This is a genomic window from Kitasatospora sp. NPDC001547 (assembly GCF_042894165.1).
In the GTDB taxonomy this organism is placed as follows: Bacteria; Actinomycetota; Actinomycetes; order Streptomycetales; family Streptomycetaceae; genus Kitasatospora.
In genome coordinates this window covers 132,001-154,213 of record NZ_JBIAVL010000001.1, presented here as the reverse complement: position 1 = coordinate 154,213, position 22,213 = coordinate 132,001, and the positions used below count along the sequence as shown (strand labels likewise).

The following is a 22,213-nucleotide window of genomic DNA, read 5'->3' as shown; positions in this document are numbered from 1 at the left end:
GAACATATTAGTTATGATCCATAAGCATCTGGGGTACAGCGAGATGAGCGACAGGACCGTCCTGATCACCGGCACCTCCTCCGGCATCGGCCTGGCCACCGCCGTCGCGGCCGCCCGCGGCGGCTGGCACGTGATCGCCACCATGCGGAACACCGCGAAGGCCGACGCACTGCTGGCGGCCGCGACGGAGGCCGGGGTCACCGTCGAGGTCCGGGCGCTGGACGTCACCGACCCGGCCTCGGTCTCGGCCTGCCTGGTCGGCCTCGACCGGCTGGACGCCCTGGTCAACAACGCCGGGGCGGGCCACCTCGGCACCCTGGAGCAGGAGAGCGTGGACGCCGTCCGCGCCGTCATGGAGGTCAACTTCTTCGGGGTCCTGAACGTCACCAAGGCCGCCCTGCCCCTGCTGCGGGCGAGCCGGGGCCGGGTGCTCACCGTGACCAGCGTCGGCGGCGTGGTCGGCCAGCCCTTCAACGAGGCCTACTGCGCCGCCAAGTTCGCGGTGGAGGGCTTCATGGAGTCCCTCGCGCCGGTCGCGGCCACCGCCGGGGTGTCCGTCAGCGTCGTCGAACCGGGCGCGGTGGCCAGCGAGTTCGTCGCCAACGTGGGCCTCACGGACGACGCGCCGCGGCAGGCCGGCCCGTACGCCCCGGCCCTGGTCGCCTACCTGGACCGCACCCGCGGCGCCTTCGCCCACGCGCAGGCGCCGGAGGACGTCGCCGCCCGCATCCTCGGGCTGCTCACCGCCGAGCGGCCCGCCTTCCGGCTGCTCACCTCCGACGCCGCCCGGGCCTTCGCCGGCACGAAGCTCAAGGACCTCGACGGCTCGGCCGTGCAGGCACTGACGGCCGGCTGGGTCGCCCCGTGACCACCGGGCCCGGAGCGCAGGATCCGTAGCCTGGGCGGCCGGTGGTCCAGCGGCGGCGAGCCCGGGCGGGTCAGCCCAGGAGCTTCGCCAGCACCCGGTCGAGCACCCGGAGGTCCTCCGGGGGCAGCGCCAGCAGCGCGTCCGGCGGGGTGGTGAGGATCCCGGTGGCGAGCGCGGCCTTCGCCTCGCCCTCCTCGGTGAGGTGGACCAGCTTGGAGCGCCGGTCGGCCGGGTTGGTGATGCGTTGGGCGAGGCCGCGCCGCACCAGGTCGTCCACGATGACGCTGGTGTACGGCGGGTCGGCGGTCAGCCGCTCGGCCAGCTCCCGCAGGGTGATCGGGCCGGCGGCGAGCCTGCGCAGCGCCCTGACCCGGCCGAAGCTCATGCCGAGGGCTTCGGCGACGGTCTTGCGGCGGTCGTGGCGCTCCAGCACGAGCGCGTTCATCCCCTGCCAGACCCGGGCCGCCGTTCCGGCGTCCGCTTCGCCGCCCTCCGGGTGCCCACCGGCCTCCAGGCGCTCCATCAGGCGTCCACCGTCTCCTTCGTGTCCTTGCTTTCCCCGGCCGCCTCCTCGGCGGCGAGCCGCTGCGCCGTGCGCTCGGCCGTCGCCCGGGCCCAGCGGCCCGAGGTGAGCGTACCGGTGACCAGCACGGCGGCCCCGCAGCCGGCGATGATCCACCACGCCGTCCGGGCCGCGCCGGTGAAGGCCGCCGGGTCCGCACCGGCGGCCCCGGCCATCACGGCGCCGATCACCGCGACACCCAGCGACTGGCCGACCTGCCGGCTGGTGGAGGCGACGGAGGCCGCCACCCCGGCCTGCGAGCGGGGCATCCCGGAGACGGCGGTGTTGGTGATGGGCGCGTTGACCAGGCCGAAGCCGGTGCCGAAGAGCAGGAAGGCGAGGACCAGCAGTCCGCTCGGCACGTGCTCGGAGTAGCCGGCCGCCTGGAGCACCGCGCTCGCGGTCAGCGCCGTCCCGGCCAGCAGCAGCGGCGTACGCGGCCCCCGGGTGGCCACCATCCGGCCGGACAGCGGTGCGGCGAGCAGCGACATGGCCGCCATCGGCAGCATGAACAGCCCGGCGTGCAGCGGGTCGAGGCCGCGGACGTCCTGGAGGTACAGGGAGCTGAGGAACAGGAAGCCGCCGAGGGCGGCGAAGGCGGCGACCGCGGTCACGGTGGCGCCGGAGAAGGGCGCGGAGCGGAAGAACCGCAGGTCGATCAGCGGATCGGTGCGCCGGGGCTCGTACCACAGCAGTCCCAGCAGCGCGCCGAGCGCCGCCGCCGTGCAGCCGAGGACCACGGGCGAGGTCCAGCCGCGCTCCGGCGACTCGATGATCGCGCAGGTGAGGGCGGCGAGCAGCACGACGACCAGCAGCTGGCCGACCGGGTCCACCCGGCGGGCGCGGGCGGCCCGGGACTCCGGCACGTAGCGGGTGGTGAGGAAGAGCGCGGCCAGGCCGATCGGGACGTTGATCCAGAAGATCGCCCGCCAGCCGGCCGACTCCACCAGCGCCCCGCCGATGATCGGCCCGGCGGCCATGCTGATGCCGACCACGCCGCTCCAGACGCCGATCGCACGGGCGCGCTGGCAGGAGTCGGTGAAGGTGTTGCTGATGATCGACATGGCGACGGGGTTCAGCATCGATCCGCCGACGGCCTGGAGCATCCGGGCGGCGATCAGCCAGCCGAGGCTCGGGGCCAGGCTGCACAGCAGGGAGGCCGCGGTGAACACCACCAGGCCGATCCGGAACACCCGGCGGCGGCCGATCCGGTCGGCCGTCGAGCCGGCGAGCATCAGCAGGCTCGCCAGCACCAGGGTGTACGCGTCGACCGTCCACTGCAGCCCGGACACCGAGGTGTCCAGGTCGCGCCGGATCGCGGGCAGGGCCACGTTCATGATGGTGATGTCGAGGCTGACGATCAGCAGGCTCATGCAGCAGACGGCGAGCACGAGCCATGGCCGCGTTCGGGCGGCAGGGGGCATGACGGACCCTCCCCAATTAGTTGTGTTGTTGCAATCATTGTGAGACTACAACTAACTCGCGACCGGCTCCACCCCCGACCGGCCCCCGGAAACGGCAACGGCCGCGCCCCGCCGGTCTCCTCGGCGGGGCGCGGCCGTTCCGGCCGGCGGGTCAGGCCTTCTTCACCACGCTGGACTTGAGCTGCATGGCACCGAAGCCCTCGATGCGGCAGTCGATGTCGTGCCCGTCGACACCGTCCACCAGGCGGATGTTGCGCACCTTGGTGCCGGCCTTGATGCCGGAGGCGCTGCCCTTGACCTTGAGCGCCTTGACCACCGTCACGGTGTCGCCGTCGCTCAGCGGGTTGCCGACCGCGTCCGTGACCACGCGCTGGCCGGCCGGCGCGCCGGCCTGGTCGGCGCCGCCGGGCACCCACTCGTGGGCGCACTCGGGGCACACCATGAGGGCGTTCATCTCATAGGTGTACTCGCTGGAGCACTGCGGGCACGGGGGGAGGTTGTCGCTCATGGGTTCAGGATATCCAGGTGTTCGAAGGGATCCGCGGGACGAGTGCGGAGGTCAGCGGGGGTGCCGGGGCCCTCGGTCAGCCGCCGGAGCCGGAGGCCGTGAGGTCGCGGTCGGCGGGCGGGGCCGTCCGGCCGGCCAGGTGGGCCCAGGCGTGGGCGATGGCTTCGGGGGTGGTCGCGAAGACGTGGCCGTCGGCGCGGAGCCGGTCGAGCACGCCGAGGGCGTCCAGTGGTCGGTGGTGTTCGTCGCGGATGCCGGAGACCAGGACGAGGGTGCCGCGTCGCCGGAGCTCGGTGATGGCGTCGCCGAGGACGGTGGCGCCGCTGGCGTCGATCGCGCTGACCCGGGACATCCGCAGGATCGCGACCTCGATCTGGGCGGCCCCGGTGAGTTCCAGCAGGAAGCGGTGGGCGGCGGCGAACAGCAGCGGCCCGTCGATGCGGTAGGCGACGATGTGCTCGGCGAGCAGCGCCTGCTCCTCGGCGTGGTGGTCGGCCGGGGGCAGGTCGGCGTGCAGCGGGACCTGCTCGACGCGCGCGGCCTTGGCGACGGCGGCGAGTGCCAGCACCCCGGAGACGAGCAGGCCGGCCACGACGGCGGTGACCAGGTCGAAGGCGAGCGTGGCGGCGGCCGTGAGCACCATGACCGCCGCCTCGCCCCGCCCGGTGCGGGCGAGGGCCCGCAGCGAGCCGATCTGGACCATCCGCACGGCGGTGGCGATCAGCACCCCGGCCAGGGCCGCCAGCGGGATGTCGGCGACGAGCGGGGCGGCGGCGAAGACGATCACCGCGAGGACGGCCGCGTGGACGAGCGCGGCGAGCCGGGAGGCGGCCGCGGAGCGGACGTTGACGGCGGTACGGGCGATCGCGCCGGTCGCGGCGACGCCGCCGAACAGCGGGGCCACCAGGTTGGCCAGGCCCTGGCCGAACAGCTCGCGGTCACTGTCGTGCCGCTCGGACACGCTCATCGCGTCGGCGGCCGTGGCCGACATCAGCGACTCCAGGGCGGCCAGCGCGGCGACCGCGAGCGCGGAGGGCAGCAGGGCGGGGACGGCCCCGAGGTCGAGGAAGCCGAGCGAGGGCACCGGCAGACCGGTGGGCAGGTGGCCGATGGTGGCCACCGGCAGGCCGGCCGCCTTGGCGGTGACGGTCGCGGCGACGACGGCGACCAGCGAGAACGGCAGCGCGGGCCGCAGCCGCACGCCGAGGAGCATCACGGCGGCGACGGCGAGGGCCAGGGCCAGGGCGGCCCAGTGCGGGGCGGCGGCGAAGTCGCGCACCGCCCGGGCCGCGACCACCGCCGGGTTGTCGCCCTCGGGCTTGGGCACGCCGAGCGCGCCGGGCACCTGCTGGAGGGCGATGACCCCGGCGATGCCGACGGTGAAGCCCTCCACCACGGGCACCGGCACGTACGCCATCCAGCGCCCGGCCCGGACCAGGGCGAGGACCACCAGGACGACCCCGGCCAGCAGGCCGACGGTCAGCACGCCGCGGGTGCCGTAACGGGCGACGATCGGCACCAGGACCACGGTCATGGCACCGGTCGGCCCGGACACCTGGACGTCGGAGCCGCCGAAGACGGCGGCCAGCGCCCCGGCGACGACCGCGGTGGCCAGCCCCGCCGCGGCACCCGCCCCCGAGGAGATCCCGAAGCCCAGGGCCAGCGGCAGCGCCACGATCGCCACCGTGAGCCCGGCCGCCAGGTCCCTGCGCGGGGCACGGCCCATGGTGGCGAGGACCGCCCGGGTCGGCAGGACGGCCCGGACCCGGTCGCCCATGACGGCGGCGAGGCTCATTCCGCCCCCTCCCGACCGGCCGTCGGCCGTCGCTCGCCGATTGCCGCGGTCACGACCCGCCCCTTCCTGCGACCGGCGGCGGCGCCCGGACGCGCCCCGTACCGGTTCAACCGATCCAACGGCACGCCAGCATGTATGAACTTGAAGAATTTTTCAAATCACTTGTTTCGCATGTGATGGATTCCGACAGTAGTGATCTCCATGGTCGGCGGGCCCCCCGCCCTCACCCGCCGAGCGGCGCGGGCAACGGGCGGGAGTGCAGGACGTCCAGCCGGGAGACGGCCCTGGTCACCACCACGTACAGCCGGTGCAGCCCGCGCGCCCCGGCCTCCACGATGGCGGCCGGCTCCAGCACCACCACGTGGTCGTACTCCAGCCCCTTCACCAGCGAGGCCGGCAGCACCGTCACCCGCGCCGTGCTCCCGACCTGTTCGGCCGCCCCGGTCGGGATGCCCGCGGCGAGGAGCGCCTCGGCGGCCTCCGCCACCGCGCCGTCCGCCGCGATCACCGCGATCGAGCCCTCGCGCTCCAGCGCGGCCCGCACCGCCGCCACCGCCGCTCCGCCCAGGCCGCCGCCGGCCACCCGCCGCACCGTCAGCTCGCCGTCCTGCCGCAGCGACACGGCCGGCGGCACGTCCACGTCCAGGGCGCCCAGCAGGGTGTTGGCCAGGGCCGTGACGGCGGCCGGGACGCGGAAGCCGGTGGTCAGCGGCACCACCGCGGCCTGCGGCTTGCCCAGGTGGGCGAGCTGCTCGGACCAGCTGCGGGCGGCCCACGGGGCCGTCGCCTGGGCGAGGTCGCCGAGGACGGTGAGGGAGCCGAAGGCGCTGCGCCGGGCGATCGCCCGGCACTGCATCGGGGAGAGGTCCTGGGCCTCGTCCACCACCACGTGCCCGAAGCCGGCCGGGCGCTCGATCAACCCGGCCACCTCGTCCAGGAGCATCAGGTCGTGCTCGGACCACCTGGCGCTCTTCTCCGAGCGCGGCGGCCTGCGCCACAGGACCGCCGCCTGCTCCTCGGGGCCGAGCACCCCGTCGGCGGCGTCGGCCAGCACGGCCGGGTCGCTCAGCAGCGCGGCGACCACGGTCTCCGGGCGCAGCCGGGGCCAGGCGGCCTCCAGGAAGGCCGCGACCGGTTTGCAGCGGCCGGTCTTCCGCGACCAGGCGCCGGACCGGACACCGGTCCGCCGCTCGGCCTGGTCCTGGAGCATCGCCACCACCCGGGTGCGCAGGTTCTCCCGGCCGATCGCGTACGGCGGCGCCTGCTCGCGCAGTTCGGCGACCGTCCGGTCGAGCCGCTCCGGCGACACCCGCCAGCGGTAGGAGCCGTCCGGGACGACCAGCGGCTCCGAGCCCGTCGCCCGGATCCGGCCGTACAGCGCCCGGTGCAGCACTGTCGCCATCCGCGCGTCCTGCTTGACGGCGGCGGCCCGCTCGTCGTCCACCGCGGTGACCGGCCGGGTGGCGACCAGGTCCTCGACGGTGCTCTGGGTGACGTCGATCTCGCCGAGCGCGGGGAGCACCTCGGCGATGTAGCGCAGGAAGGTCCGGTTCGGGCCGATGACCAGCAGGCCGCCGCGCCGGATCCGCTGCGGGAAGCTGTAGAGCAGGTACGCGGCGCGGTGCAGCCCGACGGCGGTCTTGCCGCTGCCGGGTGCGCCCTGCACGCAGACCGACTCGCTCAGCTCGCCCCGCACCAGGACGTCCTGTTCGGGCTGGATGGTGGCGACGATGTCCCGCATCGGGCCGGTGCGGGGCCGCTCGATCTCGGCGGCCAGGATGCCTCCCGCCCTGCCGGACTGGTCGGTCCCGTCGGTCCCGCCGGGCCCGCCGAGGGTCTCGTCCTCCAGCCCGGTCAGCTCCTCGGGCGCGCCCAGGCTCCACGGCGCCCAGCCGAACCGGCGGCGCCGCGCGAGCCCCAGCGGGGCGTGGGCGCTCGCCTGGTAGAACGCCCGGGAGACCGGGGCCCGCCAGTCGACCACCAGCGGCGGCACCGTCGGGTCCTCGGAGATCCGCCGGCGGCCCACGTAGTAGCGCTGGCGCCGGTGGTCGCCGGCCTCCGCGGTGTCGGCGAAGTCGAGGCGGCCGAAGAACGACGGGCTCTCCGGCAGCTCTCGCATCCGCTTGGCGCGGGTGCGCAGGTACCGGCCGAGCGCCTCCGCGCTGGCGCCGTCGCCGGAGACGTCCTCGCCGGCGACGACCTGGTGGCCCGCGTCCTCGACCTGCCGGGCCATCGCCGCCCGGCAGACCTCCACGTAGGCCCGCTCCCGTTCCAGTTCGCCGTCGAGGGCGTGGGCTTCCGAGGTCATCGTTCGCGTCCCTTCCCGCATGACGGGCTCGCCTGTCGTTCGAAGTCCAGCATAACTTAACCTAGTCAAAATACTGACTTAGTTGCCGACTCCGACGGCAGAACGGGCCCGGACCGCTCAGGACACCAGGGGCGCCTCCTCCAGCTCCGTCAGCGTCACGGTGCACAGGCCGCCCCGCTCGGCCCGCACCTCGGTGACCTCCAGCTGGGTGCCGGGCAGCAGGATGAACTCCTCCTCGCCGGTGAACGCCGAGAAGTTCTGGATGCCGGCGGCCCGCACCGGACGCACCTCGAAGAGCGTCCGCTTGCCCCGGCTGCCGAGGAAGGACCGCGCCACCCCGAGCTTGGAGGTGCAGGAGGAGACGCCCCACCACGTCACCGTCTTCCCGAGCGGGTACTGCCGCCGCAGGTCCAGCGAGACCCCGCGCCACAGCGGCGCGGTGCGGACGGGCAGCCGCGACACCGCCGCGAACAGCAGCCGCAGGTACGGCAGGTAGGGCACCAGCCGGCCGCGGTCCGGCGAGCGCAGCACCGCGTTGATCTCCCGGTAGAACGCGGACTCGCAGGTGTACAGGTACAGCGCGGCAACCTCGTCGGCGGACAGGCCGGTGGCCGCCTCGTCGGCCCGCCGCTTGCCGAAGTCGTGCGACAGCGCGACGTGCCGGTCCAGGCCGCGCAGCAGCTCGGCGACCGGCGACACCGCCTCCCGGAAGCCCATCAGCGGGGTGTCGAACACGCCGGTGATGGCGGGCAGGACGAGGCCCTCGTCCTTCACCCCGGCGAGTCGGTCCAGGTAGAGCTGGTGCAGCTCCATGGTGGAGGCGATGAAGGCGCCCATCCGCTCGGCGACCCCGTCCGCCGCCCCGCCGTCCTGCGCCGACGCCGCGTCCCACCCGGTGCTGGGCAGCCAGTCGACCTCGTCGGCGCCGAGCGAGGCGAGTGCGGCGTTGACCGTGGCGAAGTGCTCGCCGTCGCAGAAGATGTCGCCCTGGGCCGCCGGGTTGGCGTGGTCGATGTGCCGGACCTCGACCTCGGGGTACTTCCGCTGCAGCCGCAGGACGACGTTCTTCAGGCTGCGCGCGTGCGCGCCCCACCAGGCGAAGACCACGTAGCGGTCCTCCTCGGCGGCCTGCTGCTTGGCCCGGAGGATCTCCTCCACGATCCGCTCGGCGACCGGCCGCCAGAACCCGGTGTGCTGGTCCGGCCCCATCGCGCCGTCGCTGCTCGCCGTGAGCGCCGCGTTCAGCAGCAGGACGCCCTGGGTGAGCATCGCCTGGAACCACTCCGGCGGCTGGACCGTCTCCTGCTTCTTCAGCAGCGCCCGTATGTCGGCGATCGGCGTCTTCTTGGGGATGCCGTACTTCCACATCGCCGCGGCCTTGATGAGGCAGCGGATGCTGATCACCCGGCCGAACTGGCTGTCCTTCCAGTCGTGGAAGGTGTTGTCGAACATCGCGATGCCGGTGGCGCTCTCCGGCCTCGGGTACGGGTTCTGCCCGAAGACCACGACCTTCCACTTGTGCGGCGCGTGCGGCTTGAGCGCCTGGAAGGTCAGCTCGCGGACCGGGACGACCTCCGGGCTGCGGCCGGGGCCGATGAACGAGGCCGCGCCCGGCTGCGCCTCGATGACCGGCTTCAGCAGCGGCAGCCACGGCTCGCCGCCGCCCGTGAAGAGCTCCGCGAGGGCGAGCGGGTCGTTCGGGTCGGGCTGGGTGGCGGGGGTGTCGACAGCGCTCATGGTGGTGCGACTCCGGCTGGTCGGGACCGTAGGAAGAACAGACGAACGGCAGGTGATGATCCGTCAGCTTCCCTGGCGGACAGCACAGTCCTACCAGCCGGGTCCGACAGTCCCGTCCGCTCCGGCCGGCCGCCCGACCAGGGCGGACGGGGCCCGACGGATTGTCAGTGCGGGGCGCTAGCTTCGTCGGTGTCACCAAGGAACCGGAGCGACCGGCCACGGCCGGCCCGCCGGGCCCGCCCGCCGGACCACCACCCGGGCACCCCACCCGGCCGCTCCGGCCGACCACCCCACCGACAGGAGCCCAGCATGACCACGGACCGCACCCAGTCGCCGCTCAAGGTGGTGCTGACCGACCTCAACGCGACGGTCGTGGAGTCCTGGCGGGCGGCCTTCGCCGACGTCCCCGGGATCGAGATCCGGCACGCCTCCATCCTCACCGCGAAGGTCGACGCCTGGGTCAGCCCCACCAACTCCCGCGGCCTGATGGACGGCGGGACGGACGCGGCGATCAAGCGCCACCTGGGCGCGGGCATCCAGCTGCGGGTCCAGAAGGCGATCCGCGAGCAGCACGCCGGCAGCCTCCCGGTCGGCAGCGCCGTCTGCGTCCCGTCCGGCGCCGTCAACCCCGGGTTCCTGATATCGGCCCCGACGATGCGGTCCTCCTCGCAGAACGTCAGCGAGACCTTGAACGTGGCCCTGGCCTGCGCCGCCGCCTTCCAGGCCGTCCACCGGCAGAACCGGCTGCGGCCGGGCTCCATCGAGTCCGTCGCGCTGGTCGGCATGGGCGCCCGGACGGGCAAGGTCCCGCCCCGGGTCTGCGCCAACCTGATGTGGTCCGGCTACACCCTCTTCAACGACCACCACTTCGAGGACGACGACGACCTGCGCGCCACCCTCCTCGCCCAGCTGGACGACCTGGAGAAGGCGCCCGCCACCGAGCGGGTGCGCATCACGCCGCCCGCGCGCCGGAGTTCCCCGGCCCGGCAGGCCTGACCCCACCCCGGCCGGCCGCCGCCCTCGCCCACCGCCGCACGGCCACCGTGCGGCGGCGGCGCCGCGTCCGTCCCCGCCCGCACCCTCGCGCCCGCCCGCCGCGCGATGAGAGCCCTCAGCCCGCCGTGAGCGCGAGCCGGATCCAGCGCCCGGACTCCACGACCGCCACCCCCACGTCGAAGGCCTCCGGGGCGGCCGCGGCCTGCACCACCAGCCCCTTGAGCAGCCCGACGAAGGCCGGCGCGAAGGCCTCCGGGTCCACGCCGGGGTGCAGCTCCCCGTCCCGCTGACCCTGCCGGACCACCTCGGCCGCCCAGTTCCGGGTCCGGGCGTCCAGCTCCGCCACCGCCGCGGTCAGTTCCGAGGCCCCGGCGAGCGCCTCGGCCCCCAGCACCACGAACGCCCGGCCCAGGTCGGTCGGCTCGCGTACGCCCTCCAGGCAGCCGCGCGCGAACCCGCACAGCTCGTCCACCGCCCCCGCCCCGCTGCGCTCCGGCGCGGCCGCCGCCATCGCCTCGGCCAGCGCCGCCTCCTGCAGGCGTGCCAGCAGCGCCGCCTTCGACCCGAAGTAGTGGGTGGCCAGGCCCCGGCTGAAGCCCGCCTCCTCCCCCACCCTGGCGAGCGTGACCCCGGTGCTGCCGTGCTCGGCGATCAGCCGGGCGGCGGCCGCGATCAGCGCGGACTCGGCCCGGGCCCGCCGTTCGGCCTGGGTTCGGCGCGCCGGCGCCTCGCCGGGCCCCGCGGACTCCCCGGACCGGCCCGTGCGGTCCTCATCGTGCGTAGACATAAGACCATGCTACGGTGAACTTGCTTGTTGGATAACAAGTAACTTCCGGAGCGGCGAGCACTCCCCCGACCCGCCGCCCCCGCGAGAAGGGAAGTCCCGATGACCGCCACGATGCTCGCCGGCCGGCTCGACGTCGCGAAGGGCGCCTTCGCCGTGGAGGAGGTCCCCGTCCCGGCGCCCGGTCCGGGCGAGGTGCTGATCAAGGTGGAGGCCGCCGGCGTCTGCCTCTCCGACGTCCACCTGATCGAGGGCATGCTCAAGCCGCTGTTCCTCCAGGGCGGCAAGGTCACCCTCGGCCACGAGGTCGCGGGCACCGTGCACACCCTCGGCGAGGGCGTCACCACCGCGGCCGTCGGCGACCGGGTGCTGCTGCAGGCCGGCGAGACCCGCGACGGCGTCGTGCACACCCGGGGCGTGGACTACGACGGCGGCTGGGCCGAGTACGCGCTCGCCACCGCCACCACCCTGGTGCCGATCCCCGACGAACTCCCCTTCGAGCAGGCCTGCTTCATCCCCGACGCGGTCTCCACCCCCTGGGCCGCGATCACCGCCACCGGCGCCGTGCGCCCGGCCGAGGCGGTCGGCGTCTGGGGCGTCGGCGGCCTCGGCGCCCACGGCGTCCAGCTGCTGCGGACCGTCGGCGCCTTCCCGATCGTCGCCGTCGACCCGCTGCCGGCCGCCCGCGAGCGCGCCCTGGCCTTCGGCGCGGACGCCGCCCTCGACCCGGCCGACCCCCGGTTCGCCGAGCTGCTGCGCGAGGCCACCGGCGGCCGCCCGCTGTCCGTCGCCTTCGACTTCGCCGGCGTCGCCCCGGTGCGCGAGCAGGCCATGGCCACCCTCGGCGAGCACGGCCGCCTGGTACTGGTCGGCCTCACCGACAAGCCGCTGACCGTCACCAACGGCACCCTGGTCAGCTACCTGCGCCAGCAGATCCGCGGCCACTACGGCTCCGAGGGCCAGGACGTCATCGACCTGGTCAACCTGGTCCGCGGCGGCCGGCTCGACTTCGCCCGCTCGGTGAGCGGCACCTTCCCGCTGGCCGAGGCGGCCCGCGCGGTCGAGGCGCTGGAGCACAAGGAGGGCAACCCGATCCGCCTGGTGCTCAAGCCCTGACCGAGCCCCCACCCCCGTCGCCGGGGCGGGCCGGCCGATAGTCTTTCAGCAACTTCCGGCAAGCCGATGAAGGATGGGACCGTGCACCCGCCCCGCGACATCCCCTGGCACGAGGGCAGCTGGCTCAACGAACCCGAGGACGCCCGGACCGACGGCGCCGACCTCCTGGTCACCGCCCGCGGCCGCAGCGACTTCTGGCGCACCACCGGTTACGGCTTCGTCCGCGACGACGGGCACGCGCTGCTCGCCGGCTTCCCGCCGGGCAGCGCCACCGAGGTCACCTTCGTCGCGGACTTCGCCGCCCTCTACGACCAGGCCGGCCTGCTGGTCCGGGTCGACCCCACGACGTGGATCAAGGCCGGAGTGGAGATGAGCGACGGCGTCCCCCACCTCGGGGCGGTCGTCACCCACGGCGTCTCCGACTGGTCCCTCGCGCCGGTCCCCGACTGGCACGGCCGCCCGGTCACCGTGCGCGCGAGCCGCACCGGCGACGCCGTGACCGTTCGCGCCCGCTGCGCGGACGGCCCCTGGCGCCTGGTCCGCCTCGCGCCGCTCGCCCCCGAGGCGGCCGCCACCGCCGGCCCGTTCTGCTGCTCCCCCGAACGCGCCGGCCTCCAGGTCCGCTTCACCCGCTTCGCCCAGGGCGACGCCGACCCGGCGCTGCACCTGCCGGACTGAGCCCGGCGGGTGCGGCGCCGCCCCTCCCCGTCCTCCCGCTTCCCCGGAAGCGCCGCCCCACGAGCCCCAACTCCCGGCGCCCACAGCGAAAATGGCATGCACGCCACTAGCCACCCGGCCAGTAGCACCCCTACCGTCGACTCTTCCGTGAGACTTCGACGGAGGAGTCCGCCTTGCGTCCACGCCAACGCCCCCGCCCCCGCTCCCTCCGACTCCCGGCCGCCGCCCTCGCCTCGGCCCTGCTCGTCACCGCCGCCCTCACCACCACCCCCGCCGCCACCGCCGCACCCACCCCCGCGACGGCGGCCGCCGCCACCGACTACTGCGGCGGCCGCTGCGCCGACATCCTGCCGCCCGGCGAGAACGGCAACGCCACCCTCGCCGACATCCTGCTCAACCGGGCCTTCGGCACCCGCCCCGCGCACACCGACGACCAGCTCGGCCCCTACGCCGCCCTCGCCTCCGGCTACCCCGGCCTGACCGAGGCCAAGCTGCGCGACTTCTTCAACGACGCCTCCTTCGGCGTCCCCGCCGACCAGGTGGCCAGCACCACCAGCCCGCGCCCGGACGTCACCATCGTGCGCGACAAGGCCACCGGCGTCCCGCACATCACCGGCACCACCCGCTACGGCACCGAGTTCGGCGCGGGCTACGCCGCCGCCCAGGACCGGCTCTGGGTGATGGACCTCTTCCGCCACGTCGGCCGCGGCCAGCTGTCCGGCTTCGCGGGCGGCGCCGCCGCCAACCGCCAGCTGGAGCAGACCTTCTGGCAGGCCGCGCCGTACACCGAGGCGGAGCTGCAGCAGCAGATCGACGCCATCGCCGCCCGCGGCGGCCGGGCCACCCAGGCCCTCGCCGACGCGACCGCCTACCTCGACGGCGTCAACAAGTACGCCAAGGAGTCGTACGACGCCCGCACCTTCCCCGGCGAGTACGACCTCACCGGGCACATCGACCCGATCACCAACGCCGGCTCGATCGAGCCGTTCAAGCTGACCGACCTGGTCGCCCTCGCCTCCGTGGTCGGCGCCCTGTTCGGCTCCGGCGGCGGCGGTGAACTCGCCTCCGCCCAGGTCAAGTCGGCCGCCGAGGCCCGGTACGGCAAGGACACCGGGGACGCGGTCTGGAAGTCGCTGCGCGAGGCGGACGACCCGGAGGCCGTCCAGACCCTGCACGACGGCCAGAGCTTCCCGTACGCGACCGTCCCGGACCACCCGCAGGGCGCGGCGCTGCCCGACCCGGGCTCGGTGGTGCCCGAGCGGGTGGTCTACGACGCCACCGGCTCGGCCGGCTCCGCCACCACCGCGGCGAACGGCGTCCTGCCCGGCAACCTGCTGACCGCCAAGCACGGCATGTCCAACGCCCTGCTGGTCTCCGGCGCGCACACCGACGACGGGCACCCGGTGGCCGTGTTCGGCCCGCAGACCGGCTACTTCGCCCCGCAGCTGCTGATGCTGGAGGAGATCCAGGGCCCCGGCATCAGCGCACGCGGCGCCGCCTTCGCCGGCCTGAGCTTCTACGTGCAGCTCGGCCGCGGCCAGGACTACGCCTGGAGCGCCACCTCCGCCGGACAGGACATCACCGACACCTACGCCGTCCCGCTCTGCACCACCGACGGCTCCCCCGTCACCACCGCCGCCGACTCCTACCTCTGGCACGGCCAGTGCCTGCCCTTCGACCGGCTGGAACGCAGGAACGCGTGGAAGCCGACCACCGCCGACTCCACCCCGGCCGGCTCCTACACCCTGGTGATGAACCGCTCCCGGTACGGCCTGGTGACCGCCCGCGGCACGGTCGGCGGCGCACCCGTCGCCTTCACCTCGCTGCGCTCCACCTACCGGCACGAGGCCGACTCCATCATCGGTTTCCAGGAGCTGAACGACCCGGGCGCGGTGCGCGACGCGGCGGGCTTCCAGCAGGCCGCGCAGGACATCAACTACACCTTCAACTGGTTCTACGCCGACTCGCGCGACATCGCGTACTACAACTCCGGCAGCAACCCGGTCCGCGCCCCCGGCGTGGACCCGGGCCTGCCCGTCCACGCCCGACCCGCCTACGAGTGGGCCGACTTCGACCCCGTCGCCAACACCGCCCGGTACACCCCGGCGGCCGAGCACCCGCAGTCCGTCAACCAGGACTACTACATCTCCTGGAACAACAAGCAGGCGGACGGCTACACCTCGGCCGGCTTCGGCAACGGCTCGGTGCACCGCGGCAACCTGCTGGACGACCGGGTCAGGTCCCTGCTGCGCAACGGCGGCAAGGCCGGCCGGGTCTCGCTCACCCAGGCCATGGAGAGCGCCGCCCTCGCCGACCTGCGGGCCGAGGACGTGCTGCCCGACCTGATCCGCGTGCTGCGCGGCGCCCCCGTCACCGACCAGGCCGCCCTCACCGCCCTGCAGCAGCTGGAGGCCTGGCTCGCCGCCGGCGCCCTGCGGAAGGAGACTTCACCGGGCAGCCACGGCTACGCGGACGCCACCGCGATCCGGGTGATGGACGCCTGGTGGCCGCTGGTCGCCGACGGCGTCATGCGGCCGGGCCTCGGCGACCCGCTGTTCGGCGCGCTGACCGGCGCCCTGCAGATCAACGAGTCCCCCTCCGGCGGCCAGACCGGCGCCGCCTCCGGCCCGGTGAGCGCCAACGAGGCCATCCCGCACAAGGGCTCGGCCTTCCAGTACGGCTGGTGGAGCTACCTGGACAAGGACCTGCGCGCGGTCCTCGGCGACCAGGTGGCCGGCCCGCTGGCCCGGCCGTTCTGCGGCGGCGGCGACCTCGCGGCCTGCCGGACCGTCCTGCTGGACACCCTGAAGCAGGCCGCCGCCCGGACTCCGGCCCAGGTCTACCCGGGCGACGCGGACTGCGCGGCCGGCGACCAGTGGTGCGCCGACACGATCATCCAGCGCCCGCTGGGCGGCGTGACGGACGCCAAGACCACCTGGCAGAACCGCCCGACCTACCAGCAGGTGGTGCAGTTCCCCGGCCACCGCTGAACCCGGGCGCCCGCAGAACCCGGCCACCGCTGAACCGGCGCGGCCGGTGCCCCCGACGCGGGGCACCGGCCACCGGTCATCCGGGCCCCCGCATAACGCGCGGCCCCGGGGAGCTGCCCCTAGCGTGGTCCGGGGACCGCCCGACCACCCCCGGGCCGAGACCCGGGCCCCGCACCAGGAGGCATGCCGACCATGACCGCCAACCTCTCCGAGCTCACCGGCGACTACGTCCTCGATCCCACCCACACCCGGATCGGCTTCGTCGCCCGCCACGCCATGGTGACCAAGGTCCGCGGCGCGTTCCACGAGTTCGAGGGCACCGCCCACCTGGACGGCGGCGACCCGTCCCGCTCCTCCGGCCAGGTGGTGATCAAGACCGAGAGCATCGACACCGGCGTGGAGCAGCGCGACCAGCACCTGCGCACCAACGACTTCCTGGACGCGCCGAACTTCCCCGACATCACCTTCCGCTCCACCGCGGTCGAGGTGCGCTCGGAGTCCGAGTACCGGGTGACCGGCGACCTCACCATCAAGGACACCACCCGCCCGGTCACCATCGACTTCGAGTACACCGGCAACGCCGTCGACCCGTACGGCAACCTCCGGGTGGGCCTGGAGGGCTCGGTCACCATCAGCCGCAAGGAGTACGGCGTCACCTGGAACGCGGCCCTGGAGGGCGGCGGCGTCCTGGTCGGCGACAAGGTCGTCCTGGAGTTCGACATCTCGGCGATCCGCCAGGGCGGCTAGCACTCCGGACCGGTTCCGACCGCCCGCAGCGGCCGGAACCGGTCCGCCACGAACGGGTTCCCGCCGCGGCCCCGCCAACCGCCGGACCGCGCGGCGTCCGCCCGGCTAGTCTCCTGGCATGCCAACAGAAGACTCCCTCGCGACCGGCCAGCGCTCCCTCGGCGACCCCGCCCTCGACTACCCGCTCCGGCCCGCGCTCACCGCCGGCTGCCCGCGCACCAGCACCGAGGACGTCTCCTACCCCGTCGAGGTCGACTACGCCTACGACAAGGTCGACGTGGCGGCCCTGTTCGCCCCCGCCCCGGTGCGCGGCGGCCTGGAGCGCTGGGCCCCGCTGCTGCCGCCGCTGCTCGCCCCGGGCCTGGGCGAGGGCGCCACCGCGATGGTGGAGATCGAGCCCGGGGTGTACGTGAAGGACGAGTCCCGCAACCCCACCTGGAGCCACAAGGACCGGCTGAACCGCTGCACCACCAGCGCCGCCGTGGCCGCCGGCGCGCCGGGCCTCGCGGTCGCCTCCTCCGGCAACCACGGCGCCTCGGCCGCCGCCTACGCCGCCCGCGCCGGACTGCCCTGCGTGGTGTTCACCGGCCCGGACGTGCCGCCGAACGTCGACTCCTTCCTCAACGCCTACGGCGCGGTGGTGCTCCCGGTGCCGTGGGAGGCCCGCTGGCCGCTGCTGCGCCTGGCGGTCGACCGGCTGGGCCTGCACCCGGTCAGCAACCTGACCACCACCCACACCGGCCACGCGTACGGCCCCGAGGGCTACAAGACCGTCGCGTACGAGATCTTCCAGGACGTCGGCCTGCCGAGTGCGGTGTTCGTCCCGACCGGCTACGGCGAGCTGCTGTTCGGCGTCTGGAAGGGCTTCACCGAGCTGCGGCGGCTGGGCCTGACCGACCGGGTGCCGCGCATCCACTCCTGCGAGACGGCCACCTCCGGGCCGCTCGCCCGGGCGATCGCCGAGGGCCTGCCGGCCGCCCACGTGACGGTCGGCCCGAGCGACGCCTACTCGATCGGCTCCCCGGTGAGCGGCTACCGGGGCGTGCTCGCGGTCCGGGAGAGCGGCGGCCGGGCGCTGACCCTGGACGACGGCCAACTCGCCGCCGCCCAGGGCGAGCTGGCCCGCGCCGGGCTCTGGACGGAACTGTCCGCGGCGGCCGGCCTGGCCGGGCTGCGCAGCCTCGGCGAACCGGACCTCTCGGACGGCCCGGTGGTCTGCGTGTCGACCTCCAGCGGGTTCAAGGACAAGGGCGTCGGCACCCTCCGGACCGAGCCGGTCGCCGCCGACTGGGACGCCGTCGAGCTCAGGCTGCGGGCAGCCGGCATCACGGGCTGAGCCGCGCTCGTCGACCCGCGCTCCCGGGGCGGCCGACCCGCGGCCGGCGGCCCCGGCCGGCGCCCGGCCGCGAGGCCCGCTGTTCGCCCGCCCGTCCATGCCCGTAAGGTCGCCGTAGGGTCGGTGTTCGCCGAGCGCCACCAGGCTTGCACCCTCCGCCAACTGCCCCCACAAGCCGAAGGGTTGCCACCGTGTCGCGTTCCCTCCGCCGCCTGCTGCCGCTCGCCGTCGCCGTCGCGGCGGTGCCCGTGCTCGCCCTGCCCGCCGTCCCGGCCGGCGCGGTCACCTACGGCACCCCGATGATCACCTTCTCGGCCGGGTACCTGTCCGGCGCGGTCGGCGCCACCGGCGACCCGACCGTGACGGTGACGGTCGCCCAGTCCGGCGCCTCGGCCTCCGCGCTGACCGTCGCCGCCTCCGCCACCACCCGCAGCGCCGTCGCCCGCACCGGCGACGTCACGGTCACCGGCAGCGGCGGCACCCGCACCCTGGCGGTCGCCGCCCAGGGCGTCGGCTACGCCGACCTCACGATCAAGGTCACCGGCCTCGGCGGCAAGAGCGCCACCCGCACCCTGCACTACGCCGCCTCCCCCGCCGTCCAGTTCTCCGCCACCAGCCGCTACCTCACCGGCTCCAGCGACGCCTCGGCCGCCGTGGACGCGGGCGGCGGCTACATCGTGGTCGGCGACGACGAGTCCAACACGCTGCGCCTGTACGACCGCGACCGCTCCGGCGCGCCGGTCCGCAGCTGGGACTTCAGCTCGGCCCTCGGCGTCTCCAAGGAGATCGACATCGAGGGCGCCACCCGGGTCGGCGACGTCATCTACTGGACGGGCTCGCTCGGCAACAACAAGGACGGCGTGATCAAGCCGGACCGGCACACCGTCTTCGCCACCACCGTCACCGGCTCCGGCGCCGGCACCCAGCTGTCCCTGGCCGGCTCGTTCGACGGCCTGCGCGACGACCTGATCGCCTGGGACGACGCCCACGGCAAGCGCTACGGCTTCGCGGCCGGCGCCGCCGACGGCCAGGCGCCCAAGCAGGTCGACGGGTTCAACGTGGAGGGCCTGGAGTTCGCCCCCGGCAGCACCGGCACCGCCTACGTCGGCTTCCGCGCGCCGCTCACCCCGGCGGTCACCGGCGGCCGGGCGCTGCTCGTCCCGGTCACCAACCTCCCGTCACTGCTGACCGGTTCGGCCGCGCACGCCGCCTTCGGCGACCCGATCGAGCTGGACCTCGGCGGGCTGTCCGTGCGGGACATCCGCCGCAACGACCTCGGCCAGTACCTGATCGTGGCCGGGTCCTGGTCCGCCGAGGACAACTCCGCCCCGTACGCGCTCTACCGCTGGGACGGGCGGCCCGGCACCCGGCCGACCAAGCTGACCGACCTGCCGACCAGGGACTACGGCGCCTGGGAGGCCGTCGTCGACGTCCCGGACCTGGACGCCCCCGGCGCCCGCGCCCAGCTGATCACCGACGACGGCTCCGCCGACCTCTACGGCGACGCCACCGCCGCCAAGGACCTCACCCACCCGGAGTGGAAGAAGTCCCGCAGCACCTGGTTCACGCTGAACTAGCCTTCCGGCGGGGGACCTTCGGCGCGCCCGCCGAAGATCCCCCGCCGCGGCCCCGCCCGCTCAGAGCTCGACCAGCACCTTGCCGCTGCTGGCCGCACGGTCCAGGTAGAGGCCGCGGTAGGCGGCCGGGATGCTGTCGAACCCCTGGTGCACGGTCTGCCGGTACGTCAGCCGCCCGCTGCGGACCAGCGGCCCGACGTCCCGCCGCAGCGCGGCCCAGTTCTCCTCGGTGAACCACTCCAGCGAGAAGATCCCGCGGATCGTGGTGCGCGGGAACATGATCATCGGCAGCAGGCGCGGCCCCGTCCAGTCCCCGCCGACCTGGCTCGCCCACTGCCAGCAGACCGCCACCCGGCTCTCCACCGCCAGCATCCCGAAGACCACGTCGGTCAGCGCCCCGCCGAGGCTGTCGAAGTAGCGGTCGACGCCCTCCGGGGCGAGTTCGGCCAGCTCCTTCTCCACCGACTCCGCCGGGTCGCCGTCGCGGTACAGCAGCACCTCGTCGTAGCCCAGCTCCCGCAGCCACCCGGTCTTCTCCGGCGTCGCCGTGGTGCCGATCACCCGGGCGCCCCGCAGCTTGGCCAGCTGCCCGACCAGCGACCCGACCGCCCCCGAGGCACCGCTGACCAGCACCGTCGAGCCGGGCCGGATGTCCAGGAACTTCTCGACCGTCCCCCAGGCCGTCATCCCGGGCCCGCCCAGGATGCCGAGCGCGGTGGACAGCGGCAGGGCCTCGTCGTAGTCCGCCGGGTCCAGTCGGCGGAGGGCCGGGAACACCATCGGGAAGGTCCCGGTCCGCCACAGCCGGGGCTCGCCGTTGCTGACCAGGTGGCTGCGCCAGCCGGTGAAGCCCTGCACCAGGTCGCCGACCGCGAACCGCGCGGCCGGCCCGGCCTCCAGCACCTCCATGATCGAGTCCGCGCCCATGCAGTCGCCGATCGGGGTGTCCAGCGCGATGCCCTGGAGGTACGGGTCGACGGAGACGTACCGGGTGCGCAGCAGCATCTCGTCCGGGGCGAGCCGGACGTCCAGGTCCTCCACGACCTTCCGGTACATCCGCTCGACGTCCGGCACGCCGTCCACGTGCTCCTGGACGACCCACTTCTCGATCCTCACGACGTGACTCCAAACTGCCGGACGGCGGGGCCGACCGGTTCGATGAGCAGGGTGGGCGGCGGGGCGCTGTCGTCCACCTCGGCGGTGAAGGGCCTGCCGTCGTCCCGGCAGATGAACTGGACGACGTGCCGGCCGGCCGCCGCCGCCCGGATCAGACCGCCGGTGGTCGCCCACACGCCGGAGAGGTAGAAGTTCGCCAGGCCGGGCAGGCCCGGGCCGTTGCGCTTGACCTCCTCCTCCAGGGTCTCGCCGCTCTCCACGAAGGGCTGCCAGCCCAGCACCGTCCCGTTGTAGTTGCCGGTGTACCGGACCTGGGTGAGCGGGGTGGAGACGTCCTTGACCGACACCGCCTCCCGCAGTCCGGGGTGGTGGCCGTCCAGGAACTCGACGATGGTGTCCCGCACCCGGCGCTTCTCCCGCTGGTACTCCCGCCCCCGGCCGACCGGCAGGGTGTGCAGCTCCTCGCCGCGCCGCACCCGGGGCTCCTGCTCCGGCCCGGTGCTCAGCTCCCGCCACGGCTCGATGTCGCAGAAGTAGCTGGCGTACACCACGGTGGTGCCGGCGGGCGACAGTTCCGGGTAGTGGCGGCTGCGGAACTGGACGTTGATGCTCGGGTGCCGGATGCCGGTGAGCCGCTCGGCGACCTCGTCCTCCAGCAGGTAGGTGGTGCACGGGTCCCCGGCCGGGAAGGGCCGGCGCAGGCCGAGGAAGACGGTCACGTAGCCGGGGAAGACCATGCCCGGCTCGGTGATGGTCTGGGTGTACAGCCTGCGGTAGGTGTCGCTCAGGTAGCGGCCCTTGAGCAGGTCCATCATGGTGGTCCGGCCGTCGCAGGCGGCCACCACGATGTCGGCCCGCACCTCCTGGCCGTCGCTCAGCCGCACCCCCACCGCCCGGTCGTCCTCGATCAGGACCTCGGTCACCTTGGTGTTGTACGAGATCTCGCCGCCCAGCCGCAGGTAGCGCTGCTCGACCGAGTTGGCCAGCCCCAGCGACCCGCCCTCCGGCACTCCGGCCGACTGCCCGGCGTGGCAGGCGAGTTGGAAGTAGTTGGGCAGTACCGGGAAGTTGGGGTGCTTCTCGTACAGGATGAAGTTGAACGCCTCGCGCAGCAGCGGGCTCCGGAACTTCGCCGAGTAGTCGCTCATCAGCACCGTGATCGAGCGCCGGATCACGTTGAAGTACGGCAGGAAGGAGGCCAGCATCCGCATCCGCTCCCACCGGCCCATCAGCCCGACCGGCTTGAGGAAGGGGTAACGGGCCAGCGCCAGGCGGAACTTGCGCAGCCCGGCGCAGAACTGCCGGATCCGGCGGGCGTCCTCCGGCGCGAGCTCCAGCAGGTGGGCCTCCAGCCGGTCCGGGTCGGAGTAGAAGTAGACCGCCCGCCCGTCCCTGGTGCGCACCACGTTGAAGACGTCGAAGTTGCGCATCCGCTTGCCCTGCAGCGCGCCGAGTTCGAGCCAGATCTGGTGCATCTCGTTGCCCGGCCCGCTGCCCAGCAGCCAGCTGACGCAGCAGTCGAAGGTGAACTCGCCGCGGTCCCAGCCGGTGCAGCAGCCGCCGGGGATCTCGTGCATCTCCAGGATCCGGGTGCGGTAGCCGTTCATCTGCGCGAAGCAGCCGGTGGACAGCCCACCGAGCCCCCCGCCGATGATGACCATGCTCCGCCGG

Annotated in this window: 17 protein-coding genes; 8 read left to right on the top strand and 9 right to left on the bottom strand. The window is 74.2% G+C overall.

Annotated elements, in window-relative coordinates; all coding sequences use genetic code 11:
• Positions 1 to 13 precede the first annotated feature (13 nt).
• Positions 14 to 868, top strand: a complete 855-nt coding sequence (locus ACFY0X_RS00635; protein ID WP_387747240.1) for an SDR family oxidoreductase — start codon at positions 14 to 16, stop codon at positions 866 to 868.
• A 70-nt stretch (positions 869 to 938) separates the two neighbouring features.
• On the opposite strand, the gene ACFY0X_RS00630 is transcribed toward ACFY0X_RS00635, so the two are convergent.
• The 6 genes from ACFY0X_RS00630 to ACFY0X_RS00605 all read right to left on the bottom strand — a co-directional run bounded on the left by ACFY0X_RS00630 (position 939) and on the right by ACFY0X_RS00605 (position 9,202).
• A complete protein-coding gene (locus tag ACFY0X_RS00630) occupies positions 939 to 1,391 on the bottom strand; it encodes a MarR family winged helix-turn-helix transcriptional regulator (protein ID WP_387747238.1) in 453 nt (150 codons plus the stop codon).
• Positions 1,391 to 2,854 carry an MFS transporter gene (locus tag ACFY0X_RS00625; protein WP_387747236.1) on the bottom strand — a complete coding sequence of 488 codons (1,464 nt, stop codon included), beginning with the start codon at positions 2,852 to 2,854 and terminating at the stop codon, positions 1,391 to 1,393. The genes ACFY0X_RS00630 and ACFY0X_RS00625 overlap by 1 nt, the downstream gene beginning before the upstream one ends.
• Positions 2,855 to 3,005: 151 nt before the next feature.
• Positions 3,006 to 3,362, bottom strand: coding sequence for a zinc ribbon domain-containing protein YjdM (locus ACFY0X_RS00620; protein ID WP_387747234.1), 357 nt, complete (start codon positions 3,360 to 3,362; stop codon positions 3,006 to 3,008).
• A gap of 76 nt (positions 3,363 to 3,438) precedes the next feature.
• Positions 3,439 to 5,157 carry a SulP family inorganic anion transporter gene (locus ACFY0X_RS00615; protein ID WP_387747232.1) on the bottom strand — a complete coding sequence of 573 codons (1,719 nt, stop codon included), beginning with the start codon at positions 5,155 to 5,157 and terminating at the stop codon, positions 3,439 to 3,441.
• A 223-nt stretch (positions 5,158 to 5,380) separates the two neighbouring features.
• Positions 5,381 to 7,465, bottom strand: a complete 2,085-nt coding sequence (locus tag ACFY0X_RS00610; RefSeq protein ID WP_387747230.1) for a HelD family protein — start codon at positions 7,463 to 7,465, stop codon at positions 5,381 to 5,383.
• Between the two features lie 117 nt (positions 7,466 to 7,582).
• On the bottom strand, positions 7,583 to 9,202 hold the full coding sequence (locus ACFY0X_RS00605) for an ADP-ribosyltransferase domain-containing protein (protein ID WP_387747228.1): 1,620 nt from the start codon (positions 9,200 to 9,202) through the stop codon (positions 7,583 to 7,585).
• A 309-nt stretch (positions 9,203 to 9,511) separates the two neighbouring features.
• On the opposite strand from ACFY0X_RS00605, the gene ACFY0X_RS00600 reads away from it, so the two are divergent.
• Positions 9,512 to 10,198, top strand: coding sequence for a macro domain-containing protein (locus ACFY0X_RS00600; RefSeq protein ID WP_387747226.1), 687 nt, complete (start codon positions 9,512 to 9,514; stop codon positions 10,196 to 10,198).
• Between the two features lie 115 nt (positions 10,199 to 10,313).
• On the opposite strand, the gene ACFY0X_RS00595 is transcribed toward ACFY0X_RS00600, so the two are convergent.
• Positions 10,314 to 10,985 carry a TetR/AcrR family transcriptional regulator gene (locus tag ACFY0X_RS00595; RefSeq protein ID WP_387747224.1) on the bottom strand — a complete coding sequence of 224 codons (672 nt, stop codon included), beginning with the start codon at positions 10,983 to 10,985 and terminating at the stop codon, positions 10,314 to 10,316.
• 99 nt (positions 10,986 to 11,084) lie between these two features.
• On the opposite strand from ACFY0X_RS00595, the gene ACFY0X_RS00590 reads away from it, so the two are divergent.
• The 6 genes from ACFY0X_RS00590 to ACFY0X_RS00565 all read left to right on the top strand — a co-directional run bounded on the left by ACFY0X_RS00590 (position 11,085) and on the right by ACFY0X_RS00565 (position 19,426).
• On the top strand, positions 11,085 to 12,098 hold the full coding sequence (locus ACFY0X_RS00590; RefSeq protein ID WP_387747222.1) for a zinc-binding dehydrogenase: 1,014 nt from the start codon (positions 11,085 to 11,087) through the stop codon (positions 12,096 to 12,098).
• 81 nt (positions 12,099 to 12,179) lie between these two features.
• A complete protein-coding gene (locus ACFY0X_RS00585) occupies positions 12,180 to 12,776 on the top strand; it encodes a DUF1349 domain-containing protein (RefSeq protein WP_387747220.1) in 597 nt (198 codons plus the stop codon).
• Positions 12,777 to 12,949: 173 nt separating this feature from the next.
• Positions 12,950 to 15,766 (top strand): penicillin acylase family protein, encoded by a 2,817-nt coding sequence (locus ACFY0X_RS00580; protein ID WP_387747218.1) that lies wholly within the window; start codon positions 12,950 to 12,952, stop codon positions 15,764 to 15,766.
• Positions 15,767 to 15,958: 192 nt separating this feature from the next.
• Complete coding sequence (locus ACFY0X_RS00575) at positions 15,959 to 16,513, top strand: YceI family protein (RefSeq protein WP_387748044.1); 555 nt, start codon at positions 15,959 to 15,961, stop codon at positions 16,511 to 16,513.
• 118 nt (positions 16,514 to 16,631) lie between these two features.
• Positions 16,632 to 17,849, top strand: coding sequence for a pyridoxal-phosphate dependent enzyme (locus ACFY0X_RS00570; protein ID WP_387747216.1), 1,218 nt, complete (start codon positions 16,632 to 16,634; stop codon positions 17,847 to 17,849).
• 299 nt (positions 17,850 to 18,148) lie between these two features.
• Positions 18,149 to 19,426, top strand: coding sequence for a hypothetical protein (locus tag ACFY0X_RS00565; protein ID WP_387748042.1), 1,278 nt, complete (start codon positions 18,149 to 18,151; stop codon positions 19,424 to 19,426).
• A 60-nt stretch (positions 19,427 to 19,486) separates the two neighbouring features.
• Here the strand turns inward: ACFY0X_RS00565 and ACFY0X_RS00560 are convergent, their stop codons facing one another.
• Together ACFY0X_RS00560 and ACFY0X_RS00555 are read right to left on the bottom strand one after the other, a co-directional pair.
• On the bottom strand, positions 19,487 to 20,542 hold the full coding sequence (locus ACFY0X_RS00560) for a zinc-binding dehydrogenase (RefSeq protein ID WP_387747214.1): 1,056 nt from the start codon (positions 20,540 to 20,542) through the stop codon (positions 19,487 to 19,489).
• Positions 20,539 to 22,203, bottom strand: coding sequence for a phytoene desaturase family protein (locus tag ACFY0X_RS00555; protein WP_387748041.1), 1,665 nt, complete (start codon positions 22,201 to 22,203; stop codon positions 20,539 to 20,541). The genes ACFY0X_RS00560 and ACFY0X_RS00555 overlap by 4 nt, the downstream gene beginning before the upstream one ends.
• Between the last annotated feature and the right edge of the window lie 10 nt (positions 22,204 to 22,213).

Excerpts from the sequence above, each read along its gene's own strand:
- ACFY0X_RS00635 (WP_387747240.1), top strand. The coding sequence starts at position 14 with ATGATCCATAAGCATCTGGGGTACAGCGAGATGAGCGACAGGACCGTC.
- ACFY0X_RS00630 (WP_387747238.1), bottom strand. The coding sequence starts at position 1,391 with ATGGAGCGCCTGGAGGCCGGTGGGCACCCGGAGGGCGGCGAAGCGGAC.
- ACFY0X_RS00625 (WP_387747236.1), bottom strand. The coding sequence starts at position 2,854 with ATGCCCCCTGCCGCCCGAACGCGGCCATGGCTCGTGCTCGCCGTCTGC.
- ACFY0X_RS00620 (WP_387747234.1), bottom strand. The coding sequence starts at position 3,362 with ATGAGCGACAACCTCCCCCCGTGCCCGCAGTGCTCCAGCGAGTACACC.
- ACFY0X_RS00615 (WP_387747232.1), bottom strand. The coding sequence starts at position 5,157 with ATGAGCCTCGCCGCCGTCATGGGCGACCGGGTCCGGGCCGTCCTGCCG.
- ACFY0X_RS00610 (WP_387747230.1), bottom strand. The coding sequence starts at position 7,465 with ATGACCTCGGAAGCCCACGCCCTCGACGGCGAACTGGAACGGGAGCGG.
- ACFY0X_RS00605 (WP_387747228.1), bottom strand. The coding sequence starts at position 9,202 with ATGAGCGCTGTCGACACCCCCGCCACCCAGCCCGACCCGAACGACCCG.
- ACFY0X_RS00600 (WP_387747226.1), top strand. The coding sequence starts at position 9,512 with ATGACCACGGACCGCACCCAGTCGCCGCTCAAGGTGGTGCTGACCGAC.
- ACFY0X_RS00595 (WP_387747224.1), bottom strand. The coding sequence starts at position 10,985 with ATGTCTACGCACGATGAGGACCGCACGGGCCGGTCCGGGGAGTCCGCG.
- ACFY0X_RS00590 (WP_387747222.1), top strand. The coding sequence starts at position 11,085 with ATGACCGCCACGATGCTCGCCGGCCGGCTCGACGTCGCGAAGGGCGCC.
- ACFY0X_RS00575 (WP_387748044.1), top strand. The coding sequence starts at position 15,959 with ATGACCGCCAACCTCTCCGAGCTCACCGGCGACTACGTCCTCGATCCC.
- ACFY0X_RS00570 (WP_387747216.1), top strand. The coding sequence starts at position 16,632 with ATGCCAACAGAAGACTCCCTCGCGACCGGCCAGCGCTCCCTCGGCGAC.
- ACFY0X_RS00565 (WP_387748042.1), top strand. The coding sequence starts at position 18,149 with ATGATCACCTTCTCGGCCGGGTACCTGTCCGGCGCGGTCGGCGCCACC.
- ACFY0X_RS00555 (WP_387748041.1), bottom strand. The coding sequence starts at position 22,203 with ATGGTCATCATCGGCGGGGGGCTCGGTGGGCTGTCCACCGGCTGCTTC.